Here is a 19,964-nt window from a genome sequence, read left to right on the forward strand (position 1 = left end):
CGACGACCTCGTCATCGTTCCACGGTGGCTGGATCAGTACCGAGCTTCAGGGCCGTTGACAGGCCCGCCACTCGGTGACGTGGGAGTGGCAGCGGCATCGCTCACGGCGCAGGATCGCACCCTTCTCGCCCTCGTACTCGGCGACGATCTGCAGCTTGTACTCGGGGCTGAACGTGCGGCGCTTCGGCCTGGGCGCCGGGTCGACTGCGGACGGACCGGTACTCGTCATCAGGGTGGAACTCCTACTCGGAGCCCTCTCAGGCAACCCGCCGCAGCGAGATGTCTCTCCCAAGGCGTCAGAGTGCGACCGGGCTGTCGTCTGTACCGAGTTCGGCCCAGAACTTGCCAAAATCGTCAAGGCCGGCGAGCGGCGAAGACTGGGCGAGATCGACGATGCCCCGGACAACGGCGTGAACCATCTGCGGGTCCCCTGCGTCCATGGCCTGGTCAAGGCGGACGAACATCTCTTCACTGGTGCGCGCGCGCTCCGCGAAGACCCGCTCGAAGTAGAGCTTCAGGCTCTTCTCGGCCGCGTGGATGCGATCGACCTGGACATGCTCCGCCGCTGCGATGGCAGCGCGCTTCGTCTGCTCCTGCTGCCGAATCCTGCCGTACTCGCGGGCGGCCGCCACAATCTCGTTGAGGGCGGCGAACGCCTCAGCGGTGGGAACCGGTGAGGACTTCGATCGTAGGACCTTGCCGATGTGCACCGTGTCAGACATCCGTAGTCTCCTTGATCAGGGTTCGGTACCTCATCTTGAAGCCGGCCGTCTCCTGGTTCAGTTCTCCGGATTCGTCGACGACTTGGGTCGATGCAACGTCGCGAACGGCCATTGTCAGCGTCAGCGCCTGCCGGAACGGAGCGGCGTGGTGCGCGGGGTCGAACGGCTTGGACTCGAGCAGGTCGAGGGCGGATGTCGCTCGCACGACAAGCTGGTCAAGCACCGTCTCCAGTTCCTCAGCCCGTGCGGTGATCGCGTCGAACTTCACCTTCGTCGCCTTCATCTCGGCGATCGCGACATTGACCTCGGACTCGTTCTCGCGAGCTTTGGTCTTCGCCTTCTCACCCTGCCCGGCGACCACGAGGCCGCTCACGAGAATCGCGGGCCCTACCGTGACGAAGTTGAGGGCAGCGGCTCCGACCGCCATTCCGCCGCCACCCGACGCAAGGCTGCCACCACCGAGTGCGGCCAGAGTCGCGTTCGTCATGGCCGCTCCCGACAGAGTCGAGATGGCGGTACCGGTACTCGCAGTGGCGAGCGTGGTGACCGCGGTGGTGATCCCGGTGTTGATCCCGACCCCCGTCACCGCCGCCCCTACGATCCCGCGCATCCAGGAGACGGCGTCCTGCCCAAGACTCCGATCGAGCTTGACCTGTCCAGTCGTCGAGTCAAGTCCATCCACCAAGAGCTTCTCGCTCTCCGACACCTGCTTCTCGTGGCGTCGCAGGAAGTCGGCCATACGCTCAACGACCAGGTTAATGGCCTGCTCCTGGCGGGTGCCGAGTGCCTTCAGCCTCTCGTTCGTGACCAGCTCGTGCGCCTCAAGCTTGCGACGTTCCTCGTCGTAGCGCTCTCCAGCCTTCCGGATACGGCCGTTGGCCTGCTTGATGTCATAGCCGCCCTTGAGCCCAAGGGCCGCACCGCTCGCGCCGCTGACAACCCCGACACCGATCAAGACAAGCGGAACTAGCGGAAGGACCATCGAACTTCTCCAGATCGGATCACAGTGCTCGCAACCCCTCGAATCGTAGTGTCATCTGGCCGGGTCTGCGGGAGAACGGAAGGGATGCCCCGCCTGAGGGGTCTCGTAGCCGACCAAGCCTGGGCGCACCTGCGTGCGCCCTGCACTACGAGGCCGAGCTCGTCGTGATCACCAGACGCACGACCCGCGACATCCCCGCTGAGGGCGCCGGGCGGCGGTGTCTGGCGACTGTCAGAGGCTTCGTCTAGATTTCGCGACATGGCGCTGAACGACATCACCCGATCCGCGGTTCTGCAGGCTGTCGAGGAGTACGACCAGCGGGGCCGGGATGCGTTCCTGGAGAAGTACCGATTCGGCCCCGCTCGCAGCTACGTGCTCTTGATCGATGGCAAGGAGTACGACTCCAAGGCCATCGTGGGGGCGGCGCACGGCTACCTCCCCGGCCTCGAGCCATTGGGGAGTGACGAGTTCTCCGGCGGCAAGAACCACGCCGCCAAGCTGTTGGGCGATCTCGGTTTCGAAGTCGTGGCTCGCGACGCGGCCTGACGTCCCGGTACCCGACACCGGGGGCGGTATCGGCCGCCGTGCGCGGAGTACGAGGGAACGACGCACGTGGCTCTCCAGACGGGAGGAGAGCCACGTGCGTCGTGAGCTGCTCAGACCTGGTCCTACGTAACTGGTATGCGCCGTCTCACGAGCCGCGCCGTCCACTGCGCACGCCCTCGACGATCGCCGCGAACGAGCTCGGCGCGATGAGCAGCGCCGCCCCCTGCGGGTCCTTGCTGTCGCGGATCGCGATCACGGCGTAAGCCGTGGCGGTGAGGTCGGCGACCTCGACGCAGTTGTTGCCGGCGCCGTCCGAGTACGACGACTTGAACCATTGCGCGCTGGCGTCGGTGAGTTCGGGTGCCATAGGGGTACGGGTCTGGGTCATTTGATGATCTCTCGCGTGAGTTCTTGCAGGAACGCGGGCGTGTCCTCCGGCGGCAGCGCCGATGCCGTGAGGGCGTTGAACTTCCGGGTGAACCGTCCGACCTCGCGTGGCTTGTCGGAGACCGACGTGGCGCTCCACGCGTTGTCCACCTGCACCGAGGTCGGCATGCCGTCGTCCAGGTGTAGGACGGTGAAGTCGTGCACGGACAGGTACCCCTTCAGGGTCTGGGGGAGTACCTGAACGCTCACGTTGGGGAGGGAGGCCAGCCGGGCGATCTCGTCGTACTGCTCCCGCATCACGTCCGGGCCCCCGACGGCGTAGCGCAGGGCCGGCTCGTACAGCACGGCCCGCAGCCGCAGCGGCTCCTCGTCCCTGGTGAGGGAGTCCTTGCGCCTGATGCGGACCTGGACGTTCGTGTCGATGAACTCGCTCGTGGTCTCCTCGATCGGCTTCGCGAGCTCGTACAGGGCGCGTGCGTACGCGGCGAGGAGGCTCATCCGCCCCGTGGAGGCGGCGAAGCCGGCCAGGATCAAGCCACCGAAGAAGCCGGAGCGTAAGGCTCGAGCCTGGGAGGAGGACCGGGTCGACGCCGTACGGGAGGCGCTCGCCGACCGCTACCAGATCGCGCTCGACCTCGGCGTCGGATGCGGGCTCCGACAGGGTGAGGTGTTCGGCTTCAGTCCCAACGACGTCCACGGCGACTTCGTGCACGTCGAGCGCCAGATCCTCATGTACAAGTCGCGGCTGTACTTCGGCCCGCCCAAGGGCGGCAAGGAGCGTGACGTGCCTCTGCCGAAGGTGCTCGGGAAACGGCTCCTCACCCACCAGGAACGCTTCGAACCGATCGACGTCACCCTGCCCTGGTTGGACCCCGAGGAGCCCGACCTCGCACGCGAGGACCGGCGCAAGGTGCCGTCCCGTTGCTCGTGTACACCGGGCGGCGCGGTGCGATCAACCGCACCACATGGAACACCAAGGCGTGGAAGCCGGCGCTCGCCGAGGGGGGAGTCATCCCGCCGCTGCCCGAGCGGCAGCCGGGCGAGAAGCCGTCGCGCGTATGGGAGCCGAGCCGCGAGCACGGCTTCCACGTCCTGCGCCACACGTACGCCTCGGTGATGCTCGAAGCCGGTGAGTCGATCGTCTCGCTCGCGAAGTGGCTGGGGCACTCCGATCCGGCGTTCACGCTCCGGACGTACACTCACTTCATGCCGCAGGCCGGCGCGCGGGGACTGTCCGCGATCGAGGCGTGGCTCACCGATCTCGACTGAAAGTCCCTGAGAAGTCCCAGAGGGCTGGACCAGCCGCCGGATTCCCGTAAACATGCAGGTCAGAGCGTGATCGCTCCCTGAGCGGAACAGAACCCGGCGTACAGCCCGACTCGTCTGCACCTCGACACCGAAGCCCCCGCCACGGCGGGGGCTTCGTCGTCACGCGATCAGCTTCGGTGACCCCGGCGGGCGCGGCCGGTCGCCGCCCGTGAAGCATTTCGCGGGGCGGCCGGCGGTGACGACTCCGCCGGTGGCAGCCTCGCCGCCGCGACGGCCCTGCGCGCCCGTCGACGGGGGAGCGGTAACGGCCGGACCGGACGCCGGCCCCGCCGCCCTCGCCGGAACCGCCGGAAGATCCCGAGCCGCCCGAGGAGCCGGATCCGGAGCCCGGCCCGTGACCCTGCGACGGTGGTGGTCATCGTCGTGCAGGCGTCCGGCACTTCCGACCCCCGCCGCCGCTCTCAGTCCCCGGGCGGCCCCGCGGTCGCTCCCCCGGGCGGCCCCGAGGACGGTCCTTCCGGCGGCCCCGCGGACGGTCCTTCCGGCGGCTCCGCAGAGGGTTCCTGCGGCGGCCCCGAGGACGGTCCTTCCGGCGGCTCTGCGAAGGGGCCCTGCGGCGGCTCCGCGGAGGGTTCCGCCGGCGGTCCCTGGAGCGAGCGTTCCGCCACCCTCTTCAGGTGCCCGGCGAAGACCTCCGCGGCGTCCGGTGTCAGGGTCCGCAGCGCGACCATCGCCGTGATGATGACGTCGCACAGCTCGGCCTCGACGTCCTGCCAGCTGTGGCTGTGCCCCTTGCGGGGGTTCTGGCCGGTCGCGCCGATGACCGCCTGGGCCGTCTCGCCGACCTCCTCGGACAGTTTGAGGACGCGGAGCAGGATCTCCTGGCCGGGCGGCAGCCGCTGACGGTCGGTGAGCCATTCCTGGAGGCGGGCGACGGTGGGCCAGATGGGGTCGGTCACGGGGGCAGCCTGCCAGGTTCCCGGGGTCGCGGGGGCGGGCGGTGTACGGGTAGGACATGACCATTCCCGTGGACCGGCTCGGCGACCCCGCGGTGCGGGCCTTCGTCGCCGCCCTCAACGCCAACGACCAGCGGGCCTTCTACGAGGCCCTGACCCCGGACGCGACCATGTCCGACGACGGTACGGAGCGGGACCTCCGCGACTGGACCGAGCGGGAGATCTTCTCCTCGGGCGGCCGCATGGAGGTCGAGTCCGAGTCCGACGACGGTCGCGCCCTCGTCGCCACGTACCGCAACGACACCTGGGGCGCGATGCGGACCGCCTGGCGGTTCACCGTCGAGGGCGGCAGGATCTCCCGCTTCGAGACCGGCCAGGCCCCGCCGCCCTGACCCCCGCAGCGGAGCCGCCCCCTTGCGGCGTGGCCCGACGGCCGGGGGACGCACCCCGCCGCAGCCCGTCGCCCCACCCGGGACGCAGCCGTCGCCCCCACCCGGGACGCACCCCGCCGCCCCGCGACGCGGCCCCTGGCGCCCGTGACGGGCGGGGCCCTCAGCCCCGCCCGATGTACGGCATGGTCGTCGCCATCACCGTCGCGAACTGCACGTTCGCCTCCAGCGGCAGGCCCGCCATGTGCACGACGGTCGCCGCCACGTCCGCCGCGTCCATCACCGGCTCCACCGCGAGTTCGCCGTTGGCCTGGAGGATGCCGGTCTGCATGCGGGCCGTCATGTCGGTGGCCGCGTTGCCGATGTCGATCTGACCGCAGGCGATCCGGTACGGGCGTCCGTCCAGGGACAGCGACTTCGTCAGGCCCGTCATCGCGTGCTTCGTCGCCGTGTACGCGATGGAGTTCGGGCGCGGCACGTGCGCCGAGATGGAGCCGTTGTTGATGATGCGGCCGCCCTGCGGGGACTGCTCCTTCATCGCGCGGAAGGCGGCCTGGGCGCACAGGAACGAGCCCGTCAGGTTGACGTCCACGACCGCCCGCCAGGTGTCGGGGTCGAGCTCCTCGACGGGGACGCCGCCGCCGGCGAAGGTGCCGGCGTTGTTGAAGAGCAGGTCGACCCTGCCCCACCGGTCCCGCACCGCTCCGAACAGGGCCGCGACCCGGTCGGCGGAGGTCACGTCCGTCGGTACGCACAGGGCGGCGTCCCGGTCCGGGAAGGCCGCGGCCGTCTCCTCCAGCGCCTGCGCGCGGCGGCCCGCGAGCGCCACGCGCCAGCCCGCCTCCGCGAGGGCCCGCGCCACGCTCCGGCCGATGCCCGACCCCGCTCCCGTCACCACTGCGATGCTCATGGGCGCGCAGCGTACGGCAGACGCGTGCCCCATGAACTCATCCGTCCGACACGTGGATGTTCTGTACCCGACAACGTGAGGTCGTCCCGCCCCTCTCGAATACCCGACGGACAACCACCGTCTGGGGAGGGGTACATGACTCGCACACAGGCCCGCACCGACGCATACGCGAACGAACTGCGCGCCGTCGCACGGCACCTGGGGCGCCGCCGGTTCCTGACCGTCACGGGCGCCGCCGCCGCGCTCGCCTTCACCGTGAACCTGCCGTCCGCCGGCACCGCCGCCGCGGCGGAGCTCGACGCCCGCAGGATCACCGAGAACCCGTTCACCCTCGGGGTGGCGTCCGGTGACCCGCTGCCCGGCTCCGCCCTGCTGTGGACCCGGCTCGCGCCACGCCCGTACGAGGCCGGCGGCGGCCTGCCCGCCGACACCCGGGTCACCGTCCGCTGGGAGCTCGCCCACGACGAGCGGTTCACGCGGGGGCTCCGGCGCGGCACCACCGTGGCGCATCCCGAGTTCGACCGCGCCGTCCACGTCGAGGTCGACGGCCTGGCGCCCGGCCGCGACTACTTCTACCGCTTCCTCGCCGGCGACTGGAGCAGCCCCGTCGGCCGCACCCGCACCGCGCCCGCCCCCGGGGCCCGCGCCACGGGCCTGAAGCTCGCCGCCGTGTCCTGCCAGGCGTACCACGACGGCTACTTCACGGCCTACCGCCACCTCGCCGACGAGGACCTCGACGTCGTCTTCCACCTCGGCGACTACCTCTACGAGTACGCCGTGAACGCCACCGGCGGCGCCCGCGCCTACACCGACCGCCGACTGCCGGACGTCTTCGACCGGGAGACCCTCACCCTGGAGGACTACCGGCTGCGCTACGCCCTCTACAAGTCCGACCCGGACCTGATGGCCGCGCACGCCGCGCACCCCTTCGCCGTCACCTGGGACGACCACGAGACCGAGAACAACTACGCCGGCGACGTCCCCGAGAACGACGTCCCGCCGGAGGAGTTCCTGATCCGCCGGGCCGCCGCCTACCGCGCCTACTGGGAGAACCAGCCGCTGCGCCGACCCCAGCGGCCCACCGGCCCGGACATGAAGCTCTACCGGCGGCTGCGCTTCGGGCGGCTCGCCCAGTTCGACATCCTCGACACCCGCCAGTACCGCTCCGACCAGGCGTACGGCGACGGCTGGCGGACGCCGGGGCCCGAGTCGGAGGACCCGGCGCGCACCCTGACCGGCGCCACCCAGGAGCGCTGGCTGCTCGACGGCTGGCGCGCCTCGCGCGCCACCTGGAACGTCGTGCCCCAGCAGGTCGTCCTCTCCGAGCGCCGCAGCGTGCCCACCGCCGCGTACAAGCTCTCGATGGACTCCTGGGACGGCTACCCGGCCTCCCGGCAGCGGATCCTCGCCGGCGCGCAGGCGGCCGGTATCGAGAACCTGATGGTCCTCACCGGCGACGTGCACGTCGCCTACGCCCTCGACATCAAGGCCGACTTCCGCGACCCGGCCTCCCGGACCGTCGGCACCGAGATCGTCGCGACCTCGATCACCAGCGGCAGGAACGGCTCCGAGCGCCCGTCCAACCACGACGACCTGACCCGGGCCAATCCGCACCTGCGCTTCTACAACGGCCGGCGCGGCTACGTGACGGTCGCCCTCGGCGAGGACAGCGCCCGCGCCGACTTCCGTACGGTCGCCTCGGTGACCACGCCGGGCGCCCCGGTGGTCACGGCCGCGTCCTTCGTCACGGAGGCCGGACGTCCCGGTCTCACCCCCGCCTGACACGCGTAATCTAGGAAAGGTTTCAACGAAACGGAGAACTGATGCCGATACCGGAGAGCGGCCGGGCCACCAGCACCGTCGATCACACAGTCAGCGCACCGGTCGCCTCCGCACGGAGGGCAGGGCTGCTCGTCACCCTCGTCCTCGGCGGGCTCACCGCCCTTCCGCCGCTCTCCATGGACATGTACCTCCCGGCCCTGCCGGAGGTCACCGAGGCGCTGCGCTCGCCCGCCGCCACCGTCCAGCTCACCCTGACCGCCTGCCTCGCCGGCATGGCCCTCGGTCAGCTCGTCGTCGGCCCCATGAGCGACAAGTGGGGCCGGCGGCGGCCGCTGCTCGTCGGCATGGTCGTGTACGTCCTCGCCACCGCCGTCTGCGCGCTCGCCCCCTCCGCCGCGATGCTCGTCGGCTTCCGGCTGCTCCAGGGCCTCGCGGGCGCCGCCGGCATCGTGATCGCCCGCGCCGTCGTCCGCGACCTGTACGACGGCGTCGAGATGGCCCGGTTCTTCTCCACCCTGATGCTGATCTCCGGCGTCGCGCCGATCGTCGCCCCGCTCATCGGCGGGCAGATCCTGCGGATCACCGACTGGCGGGGCGTCTTCTACGTGCTCACCGGCGTCGGCCTCGTCCTCACCGTCGTGGTCCAGCGCTTCCTGCACGAGACCCTGCCGCCCGAGCGGCGCCACGCGGGCGGCGTCGGCGAGGCCCTGCGCACCATGCGGGGCCTGCTCGCCGACCGCGTCTTCACCGGCTACATGCTGGCCGGCGGCCTCGCCTTCGCCGCCCTCTTCGCGTACATCTCCGCCTCGCCCTTCGTCGTCCAGGAGATCTACGGCGCCTCCCCGCAGACCTTCAGCCTGCTCTTCGGCGTCAACTCGATCGGGCTCGTGGCCGTCGGCCAGATCAACGGCAAGCTGCTCGTCGGCCGGGTCAGCCTCGACAAGGCGCTCGGCTGGGGCCTCGGCGTCATCCTGCTGGCCGCCACCGCGCTGCTCGTCATGACCAGCGGCGTGTTCGGCGAGCCGGGGCTCGCGCCGGTCGCCGCCGGGCTCTTCGTCCTGATGTCGGCGATGGGCCTCGCGATGCCCAACACCAACGCCCAGGCCCTCATGCGCACACCGCACGCCGCCGGCTCCGCCTCCGCGCTGCTCGGCACGTCGTCCTTCCTCGTCGGCGCCGTCGTCTCGCCGCTGGTGGGCATCGCGGGCGAGGCCACGGCCGTCCCGATGGCCGTCGTCCAGGTGAGCTGCGCGGCCGCCGCCCTCGCCTGCTTCCTGCTGCTGTGCCGGCCCTGGCGCGCCGCGCCGGCGAAGTGACCGCCCCGGTGTGACGATCCGGGGCATGTGCCACTACTGCGGCTGCCGCGACATCCCCCTGATCAGGGAGTTCATCGCCGAACACGAGGCGGTCACCGACCTCGCCGGGGACGCGGTACGGGCCCTCGACGCGGGCGACCGGGCCCGCGCCCGCGCACTCGTCGCCGGCATGACCGACCGGCTGCGCGCGCACTGGACGGGGGAGGAGCGCGGGCTGTTCGCGGTCATGCGGGAGAACGCGGAGTACACCGCCTACGTCGACGCCCTCATCGGCGAGCACCGCGAACTCGCCGCCTTCCTCGTGGCCCTCGACCTCGACGACGCGGCGGACCGGGCCGCCTTCACCCGCTCCGTCCACGAGCTGCACGCCCACGTCGCGAAGGAGGAGGACGGCCTCTTCCCCGCCTCCCTCACCGAACTCACCGGCGACCAGTGGAACCTCTCGATGGAGGCATGGCGCACGGTGCACGGGAAGGCGGACGGAGCCGCGACCCAGGCGGGTGCCCGGGACGGCCGAGGGCCCGCGGCGCCGCACTAGAATGTCGCGGTGAACGCCTCCGCCCCCTCCGCCGACACCCTGCGCGCCGCCCTCGCCGCCGCCCTCGACGGGCTGCCGCCGCGGCAGGCCGCGCAGGCCGTCGAGCGGCTGATCGCCAACTACCGGGGGGCCACCCCGACCGACGCGCCCGTGCTGCGCGACCGGTCCGACGTGGCCGCCTACGCCGCGTACCGGATGCCCGCCACCTTCGAGGCGGTGAGCAGTGCCCTGTACGCCCTCGCGGACGCCGCGCCCGACTGGGCGCCGGCCACGCACACGGACATCGGCGGCGGGACCGGGGCGGCGAGCTGGGCGGTCGCGGAGACCTGGGAGGGCGCGGCCCGCACCACCGTCCTGGACTGGGCCGAGCCGGCCCTGGCGATCGGCCGGGAGCTGGCCCGCGGCGTCTTCGAGGCCGAGTGGCGCCGGGAGCGGATCGGCGGGGCGCTCAAGCTCGCCGACACGGATCTGGTGACCGTCTCCTACGTCCTCAACGAGCTGACCGAGGCCGACCGCACCGCGCTCGTCACCGAGGCCGCGCGCGCAGCGCAGGCCGTCGTCATCGTCGAGGCGGGCACCCCCGACGGCTACGAGCGGATCATCGCCGCCCGCACCCGGCTGGTGGAGGCCGGCTTCACCGTCGCCGCGCCCTGCCCGCACAGCGGTGCCTGCCCGATCGTGCCGGGCACCGACTGGTGCCACTTCGCGGCCCGGGTCAGCCGTTCCTCGCTGCACCGGCAGGTGAAGGGCGGCTCGCTGCCGTACGAGGACGAGAAGTACAGCTACGTGGCCGCCACCCGGTTCCCCGTGACCCCGGTCGCCGCCCGGATCACGCGCAGGCCGCAGATCCGCAAGGGCCAGGTGCTGCTCGACCTGTGCGGCCCCGACGGGCTGGGCCGGGAGACCGTCACCAAGCGCCACGGGCCCCTGTACAAGCAGGCCCGTGACGCCGGGTGGGGAGACCCCTGGCCGCCGGAGGACGGCCGGGACGAGGACTAGGCCGTCACCGGCTCCGGCTCACCGGCCCGGGCCGTCACCGGCTCGGGATCACCGGTCCGGGCCGTGACCGGGTCCGGCTCACCGGCCCGGGCCGTGACCGGGTCCGGCTCACCGGCCCGGGCCGTCACCGGCTCCTGCTCACCCCTTCGGGCCGCCACCGGCTCCGGGTCACCGGCCCGGGGCCGTAGCTCCTGGGTGCAGCACTTCACGCTGCCGCCGCCCTTGAGCAGCTCGCCCAGGTCCATCCCGATCGGTACGAAGCCGCGCTCCCGCAGCGGGCCGAAGAGGCCCACCGCCGCCTGCGGGAGCAGGACGTTCCGGCCGTCGCTCACCGCGTTGAGGCCGAGGGCGGCGGCGTCGGCGGCCGTGGCCAGCAGCGCGTCCGGGAAGAGTCGTTTCAGGACGGCGCGGCTGCCGGGCGAGAAGGCGTCGGGGAAGTACATGATCTCGTCGCCCGCGTCGTCCAGCACGCACAGCGCCGTGTCCAGGTGGTAGTAGCGCGGGTCCACCAGCTCCAGGCCGATCACCGGCCGGCCGAAGAACTCCTGGGCCTCGTCGTGCGAGAGCGGGCTGGAGCGGAAGCCCCGGCCGGCCAGGATCCAGGAGGCGGTCACGGCGAAGTCGCCCTCGCCCTCGTTCACGTGCTCCGGCACCCGCAGGTCGGCGTCCGGGTAACCGTTCCTGCGGAACCAGTCCAGGTGCGCCGCGGCCTCGGCCGAGCGCTCCGGGTAGGCGAACCTGGCCCCGAGGACGAGGCCGTCCACCACGGTGGCGCCGTTCGCGGCGAAGACCATGTCCGGCAGGCCGGGGGCCGGGTCGAGCAGTTCGACGGTGTGGCCGAGTGCGCGGTAGCGGTCGCGCAGGTCCTCCCACTGCGCGAGGGCGAGCGGCAGGTCGACCGGCTTGGTGGGGTCCATCCAGGGGTTGATGGAGTAGGTCACCGAGAAGTGCGTGGGTGCGCACATCAGATAACGGCGGGGCGAGGCCTCGCGCGGAGTGTTGCGCAAAGAGGGCTCCTCTACGGTCGCAGATCGTCGATGCGGATCGTGAGCCCATGGTCCGCCTTCCGGGGGCCGTGCGCAGTGGACCGTTCGGGTGGTTCGGATGAAGAACAGGTAGCGAGACGGAACGTCTCGTCAGCTGGTAGCGTGGGCCCATGTCCGACACCAAGGCGCCCGACTCCTCCCGCCGCAGCGAACGCTCCCGCCGCGCCATCTACGCCGCCGCGCTCGACCTCGTCTCCGAGGCCGGCTACGCGAAGACCACCGTCGAGGGCATCGCCGCCCGGGCCGGTGTCGGCAAGCAGACCATCTACCGCTGGTGGCCGGCCAACTCCAAGGCCGCCGTCCTCATGGAGGCCTTCCTCGACCTCGCCGAACAGGCCGCCGAGGCCGCGGGCGGCGACGCCGGACGTGAGATCCCCGACACCGGCGACCTCGCCGCCGACCTCCGGCTCGTGCTGCGCGCCACCGTCGACGAGCTCAACGACCCCGCCTTCGACCGGCCCACCCGCGCCCTCGCCGCCGAGGGCGTCGTCGACCCCGCCCTCGGCGCCGAGTTCACCGCCAAACTGCTCGAACCCCAGCTCCAGGCCTACGTGCGCCGTATCGAGGCGGCGCAGCGGGCCGGTGACATCGACCCGGCCGTCGACCCGCGGATCGCCCTCGAACTCCTCGTCGGCCCCCTCCACCACCGCTGGCTGCACCGCACCCTGCCGCTCACCCACGCCTACGCCGACACCCTCGTCGACTACGCGCTGCGCGGCCTCTCCGGCCGACCGTGACCGAGGCAACGGGCCCCGGTTCCCGACTCCGGTCACCCGGGGCGCAGGATGGTGGGACCATGGAGAGCCCGTAGGACCGAACGGGCGGGCATGAGGTGAGGGGATAGATGGGCGACGGCATCGGCCGCTACCGCGGCACGGAGAGCAAACTCGCACAGTGGCTGCGCAGGCGCCCCAAGCGCACCGCGGCCGACGTCGAGAACGACCGCGAGAAGACGCTCCTGGCCCTCGCCGCCGCGGGAATGCCCCTCGCCCCCGCCGCGCACCCCGTCGGCTACCGCTGTTCCTGCGAGCGGATCGGCTGTCCCACCCCCGCCCGGCACCCGGTCTCCTTCGCCTGGCAGACCCAGTCGACCACCGACCGCGCCCAGATCGAGCGCTGGGCCCGCAACCAGCCCGAGGCGAACTTCATCACCGCCACCGGCATGGTCCACGACGTCCTCGACGTCCCCCTCGCCGCCGGCCGGGCCGCCCTGGACCGGCTGCTCGCCGAGGGCGTCGAGGTCGGCCCGGTCGCCGTCTCCGGCGCGGCCGAGGACCGCGACGACGAGGGCCGCATGCTGTTCTTCACGGCCACCCGCGGAACCCCCGAGGACGAGGACGAGTGGTGGCCCTGCGAGCTGGACTGCCATCCCGAGACCATGGACGAGCATCCCGGCCTGCGCTGGCACTGCCGGGGCAGCTACGTGCTGGTGCCGCCCTCCCGGCTCCCCGGTGACGAGGGGGCCCAGCCGGAGCTCGGCTGGCTCCGCGGCCCCGAGCACGCGCTGCCCGAGCCGCTGGGCCTCATCGAGGCCCTCACCGACGCCTGCGCCCGCCACGTGGCCGAGCGGGGCGGCTCCGTGGACCACGAGGCCGCCTGGCCGCTCAGCCGCTGAGCGCACTCCCGACGGGGGAGGGGCGTGCGGAGGTGTCCCGCCCGTCGGGCCCGGCCCGCGACGCTACGACCCCTCCGCCGCCGTCACACCCTGGAGCCGGCCCAGGACCACGACCCCGTCGGCCGCCGTGCCCGCCGGCTTCACCAGGACCGCCTGGCTGGACACCCAGCGCTTGGTGACCGTGTTCCTGACCTCGCCGGTCATCAGCGCCTTCACGTCCTTGCCCACCTTCGGCCGGTAGCCCGGAGCGGCCGTCTGCCGCTCGAAGTAGCGGGTGGCGAAGAAGACCAGGGCGCCGCCGTCCTCCGTGGCCAGGCCCAGCGGCGCGAAGTCCCCGCGGTTCTCCGGCTGGTCGACGTACTGCGTGACGAGCCCGGGCCGGTTGGCCGCCTTCTTCCGCTCGGCCCGCCACTCGGTGGTGTCCGGGCCGGCCGCGAACGGCCCCTGCTGCCCGTCCTTGAGGAACGCCACGTACCGCTCGCCCAGCTCCGCCGGCGCGACGGCCAGGTCCTTCGTGCCGGCCGCGACCGGAACGGCGTATCCGGCCTCGGTCCTGAAGGCGGGGACCTTGTCGGGGGCCAGGATCGACAGATAGGCGACCTGCCACGGCTCCGCCGCGGCCGCGCGCACGAAGACCAGGACCCAGCGGTTGTCGCCGGGGCCCTGGTCGGTGTCCCGGTTGGAGTCGGTGTCCGCGACGAACCAGCGCGGCCAGCCGGCCTTCCGGGGTATGGCGTAGGTGGCGTCGGTGAGCTGCAGCGGCCGGTGGTCCTTGTTGCCGCCGGGGCTGCTGACCTGACGCGACCTCAGGCCCGCCTGGTTGATCTCGCCGAGCGGGCCGGTGACCCGGCCCGCGTCGAGCGTCGGGTCGTAGGCCTTGTCGGCCTTGTTGAAGGCTTCGGTGAAGTCCTCGAGGGCCTGATCGGCCTCGGCCCGGCTCGTCGCGGGAATCAGCTCCCGCTCGCCGTGCACCGTCACACAGCCGCTCGCGGTCAGCGCCAGGCCGGTGGCCGTCACCGCCGCGAGGAGCGTGTCAGCCGGCCGCTTCCGCCCGGTTCGCGTCAGCCTTCTCATCGGTCGCCTTCTGCTTCTCCACCCGCTGGGACGGACCCGACCCTACCGGGGCCAGGAAGATCGCGAGCGTGGGGATCAGATAGAGCGCCCACACCGTGACCTGAAGGACCGTCGGGTCGGGCTGGAAGTTGAAGACGCCCTTCAGGAGGGTGCCGAGCCAGCCGTCCGGCGCGATCGTCTCGGAGATGTCGAAGGCCTTGTTCTCCAGGCCGCCCAGGAAGCGCGCCTCCTGGAGGTCGTGCACGCCGTACGCGAGGACGCCCGCCGCCACCACGACCAGCATGCCGCCGGTCCAGGTGAAGAACTTCGCCAGGTTGATCCGCAGCGCGCCCCGGTAGAACAGCCAGCCCAGGAACACCGCCGTGAGCAGGCCCAGGACCACGCCGACCAGCGGCGCGTAGGAGCCGTCCGAGGAGGCCCGCACCGACGCCCACACGAACAGCGCCGTCTCCAGGCCCTCGCGGCCCACCGCCAGGAACGCGGTCGCGACCAGCGCGCCCGTGCCCATCTGCAGGGCGGCGTCCAGCTTGCCGTGCAGCTCCGCCTTCAGGTGCCGGGCGGTCCGACGCATCCAGAAGACCATCCAGGTCACCAGGCCCACGGCCAGGATCGACAGCGAGCCGCCGAGTGCCTCCTGAGCCTCGAAGGTCAGCTCCTGCGAGCCGAACTCGAGCCCGGCGCCGAAGGCGAGCGCGAGCCCGACCGCGACACCGATGCCGATCCAGATCGGCCGCAGGGCGTCACGGCGCCCCGTCTTCACCAGGTAGGCGATGAGGATGCAGACGACCAGGCTGGCCTCGAGCCCCTCACGCAGGCCGATCAGATAGTTCCCGAACACGTCGGTTCCCTTCCGGAGTTACGAGAGTTCCGAGCTACGCGAACAGCGCCCGGCCCCACCAGTCGTCCTTGTCGCGGACGCCCGGCGGGACCGCGAAGATCGCCGAACCGACGTGCTGGGTGTACTCGTTCAGAGCGTCGTTGCGGGACAGCGAGGTCTGCACCGGGATGAAGCCCTTGCGCACGTCCTTCTGGTACGCCAGGAAGAACAGTCCCGCGTCCAGACGGCCGAGGCCGTCCGTGCCGTCGGTGAAGGAGTAGCCGCGGCGCAGGATGGTCGCGCCGCCGTTGGTGTCGGGGTGGGCCAGCCGCACGTGCGAGTCCGGCTTCATCGCCTTCAGGAACGGCTCGTCGTGCTCCTTCGCCTTGCCGACGGGCGCGCCTTCCTTCTTGTCGCGGCCGAAGATGTCCTCCTGCTCGGCCAGCGGGGTGCGGTCCCAGGTCTCGACGTTCATCCGGATGCGCCGGGCGACCAGGTAGGAACCGCCGTCCAGCCACGCGGCCGGACCCTCGGCGTCCTTGCCGGACACCCACACGTGCTCGGCAAGGCGGGCGGTCTCGGTGCCCGCGATGTTGCGGGTGCCGTCCTTGAAGCCGAACAGGTTGCGCGGGGTCTGGGCGTCCGGGGTCGTCGAGGACGTCTTGCCGAAGCCCAGCTGCGACCAGCGCACCGCGACCTTGCCGAAGCCGATCCGCGCCAGGTTGCGGATGGCGTGCACGGCGACCTGGGGGTCGTCGGAGCAGGCCTGGACGCACAGGTCGCCGCCGCTGCGCGCGGGGTCCAGGTTGTCGCCCGGGAACTTGGGCAGGTCCACCAGGGCCCCGGGCCGCTTGCCCTGCAGCCCGAAGCGCCCGTCGAAGAGCGAGGGGCCGAAGCCGATCGTGAGGGTCAGCCGGGAGGGCTTGAGGCCGAGCGCCTCGCCCGTGTCGTCCGGCGGGGCCTCCGGCAGACCGCCGTAGGCGCCCTCGCCGACCTCGTGGCCGGCCGTCATGCGCTCGGCGGCCCGGGTCCAGTCCTTCAGGAGCTGGATCAGCTCCGCGCGGTCCTTCGTCTTCACGTCGAAGGCCGCGAAGTGCAGCCGGTCCTGGACGGGGGTGGCGATGCCGGCCTGGTGCTCGCCGTGGAAGGGGACGGCCGCGCCGCTCTCGGCGACTGGCACGGCGGTGTCGCCGCCCCGGGTGAGGGCGACGGCGCCGCCGGCCGCGGCGGCGCCGAGCGCGAGGCCGGCACCGCCCCAGCCGATCACGGAACGGCGGGAGGGAGCGGCCGCGGCCGGCGCCTCGGACGTCGCGGGTTCCGCGGAGTTCTCCGGGTTCGTGGAGTGCGTGGTCATCGTGGTGGCCCCCCTTACTTCACGACGGCGGCGGCGAGCTTCGAGAGCGGCTCGGCCAGCGCGTTCACGCCGTCCGAGAGCTCCTTGCGCTGCTCCTCGCCGACCTTCTCGTACGAGGTGAAGACGTAGCTCGCCTTGTCCGCGCGGTACTTGTCGAGCAGGGTGTTCAGCGCCGCGAACTGCTTGTCGAGCTCGGCGACCAGCTGGGGGTCGTTCTTCTGCGCGACCGGCTTCAGGAGCTCGAAGGACTTCTGGGCACCCTCGACGTTGGCCTTGAAGTCGACCAGGTCGGTGTGCGAGTAGCGCTCCTCCTCGCCGGTGACCTTGCCGGACGCGACCTCGTCCAGGAGCTCCTTGGCACCGTTGGCCATGGAGGTCGGGGTGATCTCCGCCTTGCCGACCCGCTTCTGCCAGTCGGAGAGGTCCTTGTCGAGCAGGTCGGCGAGCTGCTTCTCCCGGGCGCCGATCTTCTTGTCCTGCCACAGCGCCTTCTCCAGGCGGTGCCAGCCGGTCCAGTCCGTGGCCGGGTTCTGGCCGGCCTCCAGGCCGTCCTCGCGGACGTCGACCTTCGGGTCGATGTCGCCGAAGGACTCGGCGACCGGCTCGGTGCGCTCCCAGCCGATGCGGGATTCGGCGTAGGCCTTCTTGGCGGCCTCGACGTCACCGGCGCGGACGGCGTCGGTGAAGAGCTTCACCTTGGGCAGGGTCTCGTCGGCCTGCGCCTGGACGTACTGGCGGTAGGCGGCGACGGCGGCGTCCATCTCCGGGGAGCGCTTGGCGGCCGCGGCGCCCGCGCCGGTGGCCTTGACCTGCTGGCGGATGCCGTCGCCCTTCATGCCGGGCTTGCAGGCGATCGCGTAGTCGCCGGCCTTGATCTCGGCGGTGATGGTGGCCTTGGTGCCGGGGCCGATGTTCTCGCGCTCGGTGACGATCCGGTCGTCCGGGAAGAGGACGTAGACCTCGGTGACCTTGCTGCCGCGGTTCTCCACGTTCAGCTTCACGTGGCCGGCCGGGAAGTCCTTCTTCGAGACCTCGCAGGAGTCGTCCTTCGCGATCACCTGGATCGCGCCGTCGTCGCCCTTCGAGTCGCTTTTCTGGGTGCAGCCCGTGACGGCGGCCAGAGTCGCCGCGGTGGCGGCGGCGGTGACGACGGAGAGACGGACGGCTCGCATGTGGGCTCCACTCGGGGACTGAACGGCGGGGACGGGGTGAGGCGGACCTAACTTAACCGAGGCTTACCTCAGCAATACCCGCCCGTCCAGTGATTCAGCTCTCAGGTCCGGCGAACCGGACACGGCTCGGTCACAGCGGGCTCATGGGGATTTCATGGCAAGGTCAAGGGAGGGTAAAGGCGGGCGGATTGCCCTTGTTTGGGTTACCGACCGGTAGGGCCGCGGGAAGCCTGTGCGCGGATGTGGCAGCCCCTCGACCGGCTGCGGGTAGACCCCGCTGAGCACGGCCCGTCGGGCAGCTCCGCCGGCCGGCGGCTCGGCCCCCGCGGCCCGTCCGCCGCCCGGACCGGCCGCCCCCGGTAGTCGCCGGCGCCTCCGCGGCCGCCGAGGCGTCCTCGTCCTCCCGGGCCGTGCTCGCCCAGGGCGCCCGGCCCCTCCGGACCGGCTCGGCGACGGGGAAGGGGGAGGGGGAGGGGAAGGGGAAGGGGGAGGATGGCTCGGCGGCCTGCGGCAGCATCGCCTCACGGGCAGGGCAAGCACCGCACGAGCCGGTGCGGCCTGGCCGCGTGCCCAGATACCGTGCGGGGCATGCGCCGAGAGATCCTCCCCGGAGCCCTGGTCCTGACCGGTCACGCCGACCGACTGCCCGCCCTCCGCATGGAGATGACCGACGGCCGCCGCATGCTGCTCCGCCAGGGAGAGCGCCCCGTCCTCCTCGCGCGGGTCGACGAGGACCGCGGGGGCGTCACCGTGCACCGCCGCGCCGGCTACCGCTCGCCGCTCCCGCCGCTGCGGGCCGCCGAGGCGCGGCCCCGGCCCGACTGGCTCCACCGGTTCGCGAGCGGCCTGGAGGCCTCCGACCGGGGCCCGCTGTACGCCGACCGTCTGCTGCTCGCCCGCCGGTCCGGGTTCGCCCCGTACGTCTGGCGGGGCGACTTCGTCCAGGACTGGCCCACGGCCCGTCTCGACTGGAACGACGGCTGGAACGGCGTGCTGCCGCTGCGACCGCTCTCCGCCCCCGACGCCCCGCGCGTGAAGGCGTACCGCCGGCTGGTGCGCGAGGACGTCCTGCCGCCCGTCCTGCTGTTGTGGCTCTCGGCCTTCGACGGCTGGGTGCTTCTCGACGGCCATGACCGGGCGGTGGCCGCACTCGCGGAGGGGCGGGAGCCGGAGGCGGTGGTCCTGGCGCGGGGTGCGGGCGAGGAGACCGTGGGAGTCGTCCAGGGCGGGACCGTGGAGGGCTTCGAGCGGCGACTGGGCGTACTCCCGCCCGAGCGGGAGGCGGAGCGGGAGGTGTTGGCCCTGCGCTACGCCCGTGCGCTCGCCTGCGCCCCGTACGGCGAGGCCCGCACGCTCGCCCCGCCGATTCCCGGCGGACCCGCCGAGTGGGACGCGTGGGTGGTTGAATTCCGGCATGAACACGACTGACATCGACGTCCTTCGGGTCTTCTGCGCGGGCGACGGCCGCCACGGCAACGCCCTCGGGGTCGTGCGGGACGCGCGCGGGTACCCCGACGAGGGCTCGCGGCAGGCGCTGGCCAAGGAACTCGGCTTCAGCGAAACCGTGTTCGTCGACGACCCCGAGCACGGGATCGTCGACATCTACACCCCCGGGCTGCGGCTGCCCTTCGCCGGGCACCCGCTCGTCGGCGCCGCCTGGCTGCTCGACCTGGAGGTCGTCCGTCCGCCGGCCGGCGAGGTGTGGGTGCGGGGCGACGGGGAGTTCACCTGGATCGAGGCGCGCGCCGAGTGGGCGCCGCCGCGCACGCTGCGGCAGTACGGGTCCGCCGCCGAGGTCGAGGACCTGGCCGTGCCCGAGCCGGGGGAGTGGATCTACGCCTGGGCCTGGGAGGAGGAGGCCGCCGGGCGGATCAGGGCGCGCGCGTTCCCCGGCCGCGGCGACGGCATCGACGAGGACGAGGCGACCGGTGCGGCTGCGCTGCTGCTCACCGCAGAACTGGGCCGGGCGCTCAACATCACCCAGGGCCGGGGCTCCCAGCTGCTCACCGCCCCCGGCCCCGACGGCATCGTGGAACTCGGCGGCCGGGTCCGGCTGGAGCGGACCCTGACCGTCTGAGGGGCCGCCTGCC

22 protein-coding genes and 1 pseudogene are annotated in these 19,964 nt (G+C 72.2%); 11 read left to right on the forward strand and 12 right to left on the reverse strand.

Annotated elements, in window-relative coordinates; genetic code table 11:
- Nucleotides 1-46: 46 nt before the first annotated feature.
- From ACIRQF_RS23570 to ACIRQF_RS23580, 3 genes are all read right to left on the reverse strand, one after another.
- Complete coding sequence (locus ACIRQF_RS23570) at nt 47-229, reverse strand: hypothetical protein (RefSeq protein ID WP_404094765.1); 183 nt, start codon at nt 227-229, stop codon at nt 47-49.
- A 67-nt stretch (nt 230-296) separates the two neighbouring features.
- On the reverse strand, nt 297-722 hold the full coding sequence (locus ACIRQF_RS23575) for a hypothetical protein (protein ID WP_404094768.1): 426 nt from the start codon (nt 720-722) through the stop codon (nt 297-299).
- Entirely contained in the window at nt 715-1,704 is a 990-nt protein-coding gene (locus tag ACIRQF_RS23580; protein WP_404094771.1) for a hypothetical protein, read from the reverse strand. The genes ACIRQF_RS23575 and ACIRQF_RS23580 overlap by 8 nt, the downstream gene beginning before the upstream one ends.
- A gap of 258 nt (nt 1,705-1,962) precedes the next feature.
- Here ACIRQF_RS23580 and ACIRQF_RS23585 point away from each other — a divergent pair, with 258 nt between their 5' ends.
- Nucleotides 1,963-2,250 carry a hypothetical protein gene (locus tag ACIRQF_RS23585; RefSeq protein WP_376677184.1) on the forward strand — a complete coding sequence of 96 codons (288 nt, stop codon included), beginning with the start codon at nt 1,963-1,965 and terminating at the stop codon, nt 2,248-2,250.
- 145 nt (nt 2,251-2,395) lie between these two features.
- Here the strand turns inward: ACIRQF_RS23585 and ACIRQF_RS23590 are convergent, their stop codons facing one another.
- Nucleotides 2,396-2,638, reverse strand: coding sequence for a DUF397 domain-containing protein (locus ACIRQF_RS23590; RefSeq protein ID WP_404094773.1), 243 nt, complete (start codon nt 2,636-2,638; stop codon nt 2,396-2,398).
- On the reverse strand, nt 2,635-3,171 hold the full coding sequence (locus tag ACIRQF_RS23595; RefSeq protein WP_404094775.1) for a DUF5753 domain-containing protein: 537 nt from the start codon (nt 3,169-3,171) through the stop codon (nt 2,635-2,637). Before ACIRQF_RS23595 ends, ACIRQF_RS23590 begins: the two co-directional genes overlap by 4 nt.
- 393 nt (nt 3,172-3,564) lie before the next feature.
- Here ACIRQF_RS23595 and ACIRQF_RS23600 point away from each other — a divergent pair, with 393 nt between their 5' ends.
- The gene (locus tag ACIRQF_RS23600) at nt 3,565-3,906 is read left to right on the forward strand and encodes a tyrosine-type recombinase/integrase (RefSeq protein ID WP_404095465.1); all 342 of its coding nucleotides are present in this window, start codon (nt 3,565-3,567) and stop codon (nt 3,904-3,906) included.
- A gap of 461 nt (nt 3,907-4,367) precedes the next feature.
- Here ACIRQF_RS23600 and ACIRQF_RS23605 read toward each other — a convergent pair whose 3' ends face one another.
- A complete protein-coding gene (locus tag ACIRQF_RS23605) occupies nt 4,368-4,865 on the reverse strand; it encodes a MazG-like family protein (protein ID WP_404094778.1) in 498 nt (165 codons plus the stop codon).
- Between the two features lie 56 nt (nt 4,866-4,921).
- On the opposite strand from ACIRQF_RS23605, the gene ACIRQF_RS23610 reads away from it, so the two are divergent.
- Nucleotides 4,922-5,254: a nuclear transport factor 2 family protein gene (locus tag ACIRQF_RS23610; RefSeq protein ID WP_376637258.1), complete on the forward strand. Its 333-nt coding sequence runs from the start codon at nt 4,922-4,924 to the stop codon at nt 5,252-5,254.
- 160 nt (nt 5,255-5,414) lie between these two features.
- Here the strand turns inward: ACIRQF_RS23610 and ACIRQF_RS23615 are convergent, their stop codons facing one another.
- Entirely contained in the window at nt 5,415-6,194 is a 780-nt protein-coding gene (locus tag ACIRQF_RS23615) for an SDR family oxidoreductase (protein WP_376637257.1), read from the reverse strand.
- A 102-nt stretch (nt 6,195-6,296) separates the two neighbouring features.
- On the opposite strand from ACIRQF_RS23615, the gene ACIRQF_RS23620 reads away from it, so the two are divergent.
- Genes ACIRQF_RS23620 through ACIRQF_RS23635 form a run of 4 tightly spaced genes read left to right on the forward strand, consistent with a single transcriptional unit; the run spans nt 6,297 to nt 10,796 of the window.
- Nucleotides 6,297-7,943 carry an alkaline phosphatase D family protein gene (locus tag ACIRQF_RS23620; RefSeq protein WP_404094781.1) on the forward strand — a complete coding sequence of 549 codons (1,647 nt, stop codon included), beginning with the start codon at nt 6,297-6,299 and terminating at the stop codon, nt 7,941-7,943.
- A gap of 41 nt (nt 7,944-7,984) precedes the next feature.
- On the forward strand, nt 7,985-9,259 hold the full coding sequence (locus ACIRQF_RS23625; RefSeq protein ID WP_376637255.1) for a Bcr/CflA family multidrug efflux MFS transporter: 1,275 nt from the start codon (nt 7,985-7,987) through the stop codon (nt 9,257-9,259).
- A gap of 25 nt (nt 9,260-9,284) precedes the next feature.
- The gene (locus tag ACIRQF_RS23630; protein ID WP_404094783.1) at nt 9,285-9,797 is read left to right on the forward strand and encodes a hemerythrin domain-containing protein; all 513 of its coding nucleotides are present in this window, start codon (nt 9,285-9,287) and stop codon (nt 9,795-9,797) included.
- A 9-nt stretch (nt 9,798-9,806) separates the two neighbouring features.
- Nucleotides 9,807-10,796 carry a small ribosomal subunit Rsm22 family protein gene (locus ACIRQF_RS23635; protein ID WP_382486360.1) on the forward strand — a complete coding sequence of 330 codons (990 nt, stop codon included), beginning with the start codon at nt 9,807-9,809 and terminating at the stop codon, nt 10,794-10,796.
- Between the two features lie 182 nt (nt 10,797-10,978).
- On the opposite strand, the pseudogene ddaH reads toward ACIRQF_RS23635, so the two are convergent.
- Nucleotides 10,979-11,803, reverse strand: a pseudogene (gene ddaH, locus ACIRQF_RS23640) (dimethylargininase); the annotation flags it as partial.
- A gap of 149 nt (nt 11,804-11,952) precedes the next feature.
- Here ddaH and ACIRQF_RS23645 point away from each other — a divergent pair.
- Together ACIRQF_RS23645 and ACIRQF_RS23650 are read left to right on the forward strand one after the other, a co-directional pair.
- Entirely contained in the window at nt 11,953-12,579 is a 627-nt protein-coding gene (locus tag ACIRQF_RS23645; protein ID WP_382486358.1) for a TetR/AcrR family transcriptional regulator, read from the forward strand.
- A 107-nt stretch (nt 12,580-12,686) separates the two neighbouring features.
- Nucleotides 12,687-13,457 carry a bifunctional DNA primase/polymerase gene (locus ACIRQF_RS23650; RefSeq protein WP_376637251.1) on the forward strand — a complete coding sequence of 257 codons (771 nt, stop codon included), beginning with the start codon at nt 12,687-12,689 and terminating at the stop codon, nt 13,455-13,457.
- Between the two features lie 63 nt (nt 13,458-13,520).
- On the opposite strand, the gene ACIRQF_RS23655 is transcribed toward ACIRQF_RS23650, so the two are convergent.
- The 4 genes from ACIRQF_RS23655 to efeO are packed head-to-tail and all read right to left on the reverse strand — an operon-like array spanning nt 13,521 to nt 17,874.
- Entirely contained in the window at nt 13,521-14,531 is a 1,011-nt protein-coding gene (locus ACIRQF_RS23655) for a hypothetical protein (RefSeq protein ID WP_376637250.1), read from the reverse strand.
- The gene (gene efeU, locus ACIRQF_RS23660) at nt 14,491-15,369 is read right to left on the reverse strand and encodes an iron uptake transporter permease EfeU (RefSeq protein WP_376637249.1); all 879 of its coding nucleotides are present in this window, start codon (nt 15,367-15,369) and stop codon (nt 14,491-14,493) included. The genes ACIRQF_RS23655 and efeU overlap by 41 nt, the downstream gene beginning before the upstream one ends.
- Nucleotides 15,370-15,403: 34 nt before the next feature.
- A complete protein-coding gene (gene efeB / locus ACIRQF_RS23665; protein ID WP_404094789.1) occupies nt 15,404-16,702 on the reverse strand; it encodes an iron uptake transporter deferrochelatase/peroxidase subunit in 1,299 nt (432 codons plus the stop codon).
- A gap of 14 nt (nt 16,703-16,716) precedes the next feature.
- The gene (gene efeO, locus ACIRQF_RS23670; protein ID WP_404094792.1) at nt 16,717-17,874 is read right to left on the reverse strand and encodes an iron uptake system protein EfeO; all 1,158 of its coding nucleotides are present in this window, start codon (nt 17,872-17,874) and stop codon (nt 16,717-16,719) included.
- Between the two features lie 588 nt (nt 17,875-18,462).
- Here efeO and ACIRQF_RS23675 point away from each other — a divergent pair.
- A complete protein-coding gene (locus ACIRQF_RS23675) occupies nt 18,463-19,302 on the forward strand; it encodes a hypothetical protein (protein ID WP_404094795.1) in 840 nt (279 codons plus the stop codon).
- The gene (locus ACIRQF_RS23680; protein WP_404094798.1) at nt 19,289-19,951 is read left to right on the forward strand and encodes a PhzF family phenazine biosynthesis protein; all 663 of its coding nucleotides are present in this window, start codon (nt 19,289-19,291) and stop codon (nt 19,949-19,951) included. The genes ACIRQF_RS23675 and ACIRQF_RS23680 overlap by 14 nt, the downstream gene beginning before the upstream one ends.
- Nucleotides 19,952-19,964: the final 13 nt, after the last annotated feature.

It is taken from the genome of Streptomyces sp. NPDC101191 (assembly GCF_044767915.1).
GTDB lineage: Bacteria > Actinomycetota > Actinomycetes > Streptomycetales > Streptomycetaceae > Streptomyces.

Coding starts and splice junctions, on each gene's coding strand:
- ACIRQF_RS23570 (WP_404094765.1), bottom strand. CDS start 229: ATGACGAGTACCGGTCCGTCCGCAGTCGACCCGGCGCCCAGGCCGAAG.
- ACIRQF_RS23575 (WP_404094768.1), bottom strand. CDS start 722: ATGTCTGACACGGTGCACATCGGCAAGGTCCTACGATCGAAGTCCTCA.
- ACIRQF_RS23580 (WP_404094771.1), bottom strand. CDS start 1,704: ATGGTCCTTCCGCTAGTTCCGCTTGTCTTGATCGGTGTCGGGGTTGTC.
- ACIRQF_RS23585 (WP_376677184.1), top strand. CDS start 1,963: ATGGCGCTGAACGACATCACCCGATCCGCGGTTCTGCAGGCTGTCGAG.
- ACIRQF_RS23590 (WP_404094773.1), bottom strand. CDS start 2,638: ATGACCCAGACCCGTACCCCTATGGCACCCGAACTCACCGACGCCAGC.
- ACIRQF_RS23610 (WP_376637258.1), top strand. CDS start 4,922: ATGACCATTCCCGTGGACCGGCTCGGCGACCCCGCGGTGCGGGCCTTC.
- ACIRQF_RS23615 (WP_376637257.1), bottom strand. CDS start 6,194: ATGGGGCACGCGTCTGCCGTACGCTGCGCGCCCATGAGCATCGCAGTG.
- ACIRQF_RS23620 (WP_404094781.1), top strand. CDS start 6,297: ATGACTCGCACACAGGCCCGCACCGACGCATACGCGAACGAACTGCGC.
- ACIRQF_RS23625 (WP_376637255.1), top strand. CDS start 7,985: ATGCCGATACCGGAGAGCGGCCGGGCCACCAGCACCGTCGATCACACA.
- ACIRQF_RS23630 (WP_404094783.1), top strand. CDS start 9,285: ATGTGCCACTACTGCGGCTGCCGCGACATCCCCCTGATCAGGGAGTTC.
- ACIRQF_RS23645 (WP_382486358.1), top strand. CDS start 11,953: ATGTCCGACACCAAGGCGCCCGACTCCTCCCGCCGCAGCGAACGCTCC.
- ACIRQF_RS23650 (WP_376637251.1), top strand. CDS start 12,687: ATGGGCGACGGCATCGGCCGCTACCGCGGCACGGAGAGCAAACTCGCA.
- ACIRQF_RS23655 (WP_376637250.1), bottom strand. CDS start 14,531: ATGAGAAGGCTGACGCGAACCGGGCGGAAGCGGCCGGCTGACACGCTC.
- efeB (WP_404094789.1), bottom strand. CDS start 16,702: ATGACCACGCACTCCACGAACCCGGAGAACTCCGCGGAACCCGCGACG.
- efeO (WP_404094792.1), bottom strand. CDS start 17,874: ATGCGAGCCGTCCGTCTCTCCGTCGTCACCGCCGCCGCCACCGCGGCG.
- ACIRQF_RS23675 (WP_404094795.1), top strand. CDS start 18,463: ATGCGCCGAGAGATCCTCCCCGGAGCCCTGGTCCTGACCGGTCACGCC.
- ACIRQF_RS23680 (WP_404094798.1), top strand. CDS start 19,289: ATGAACACGACTGACATCGACGTCCTTCGGGTCTTCTGCGCGGGCGAC.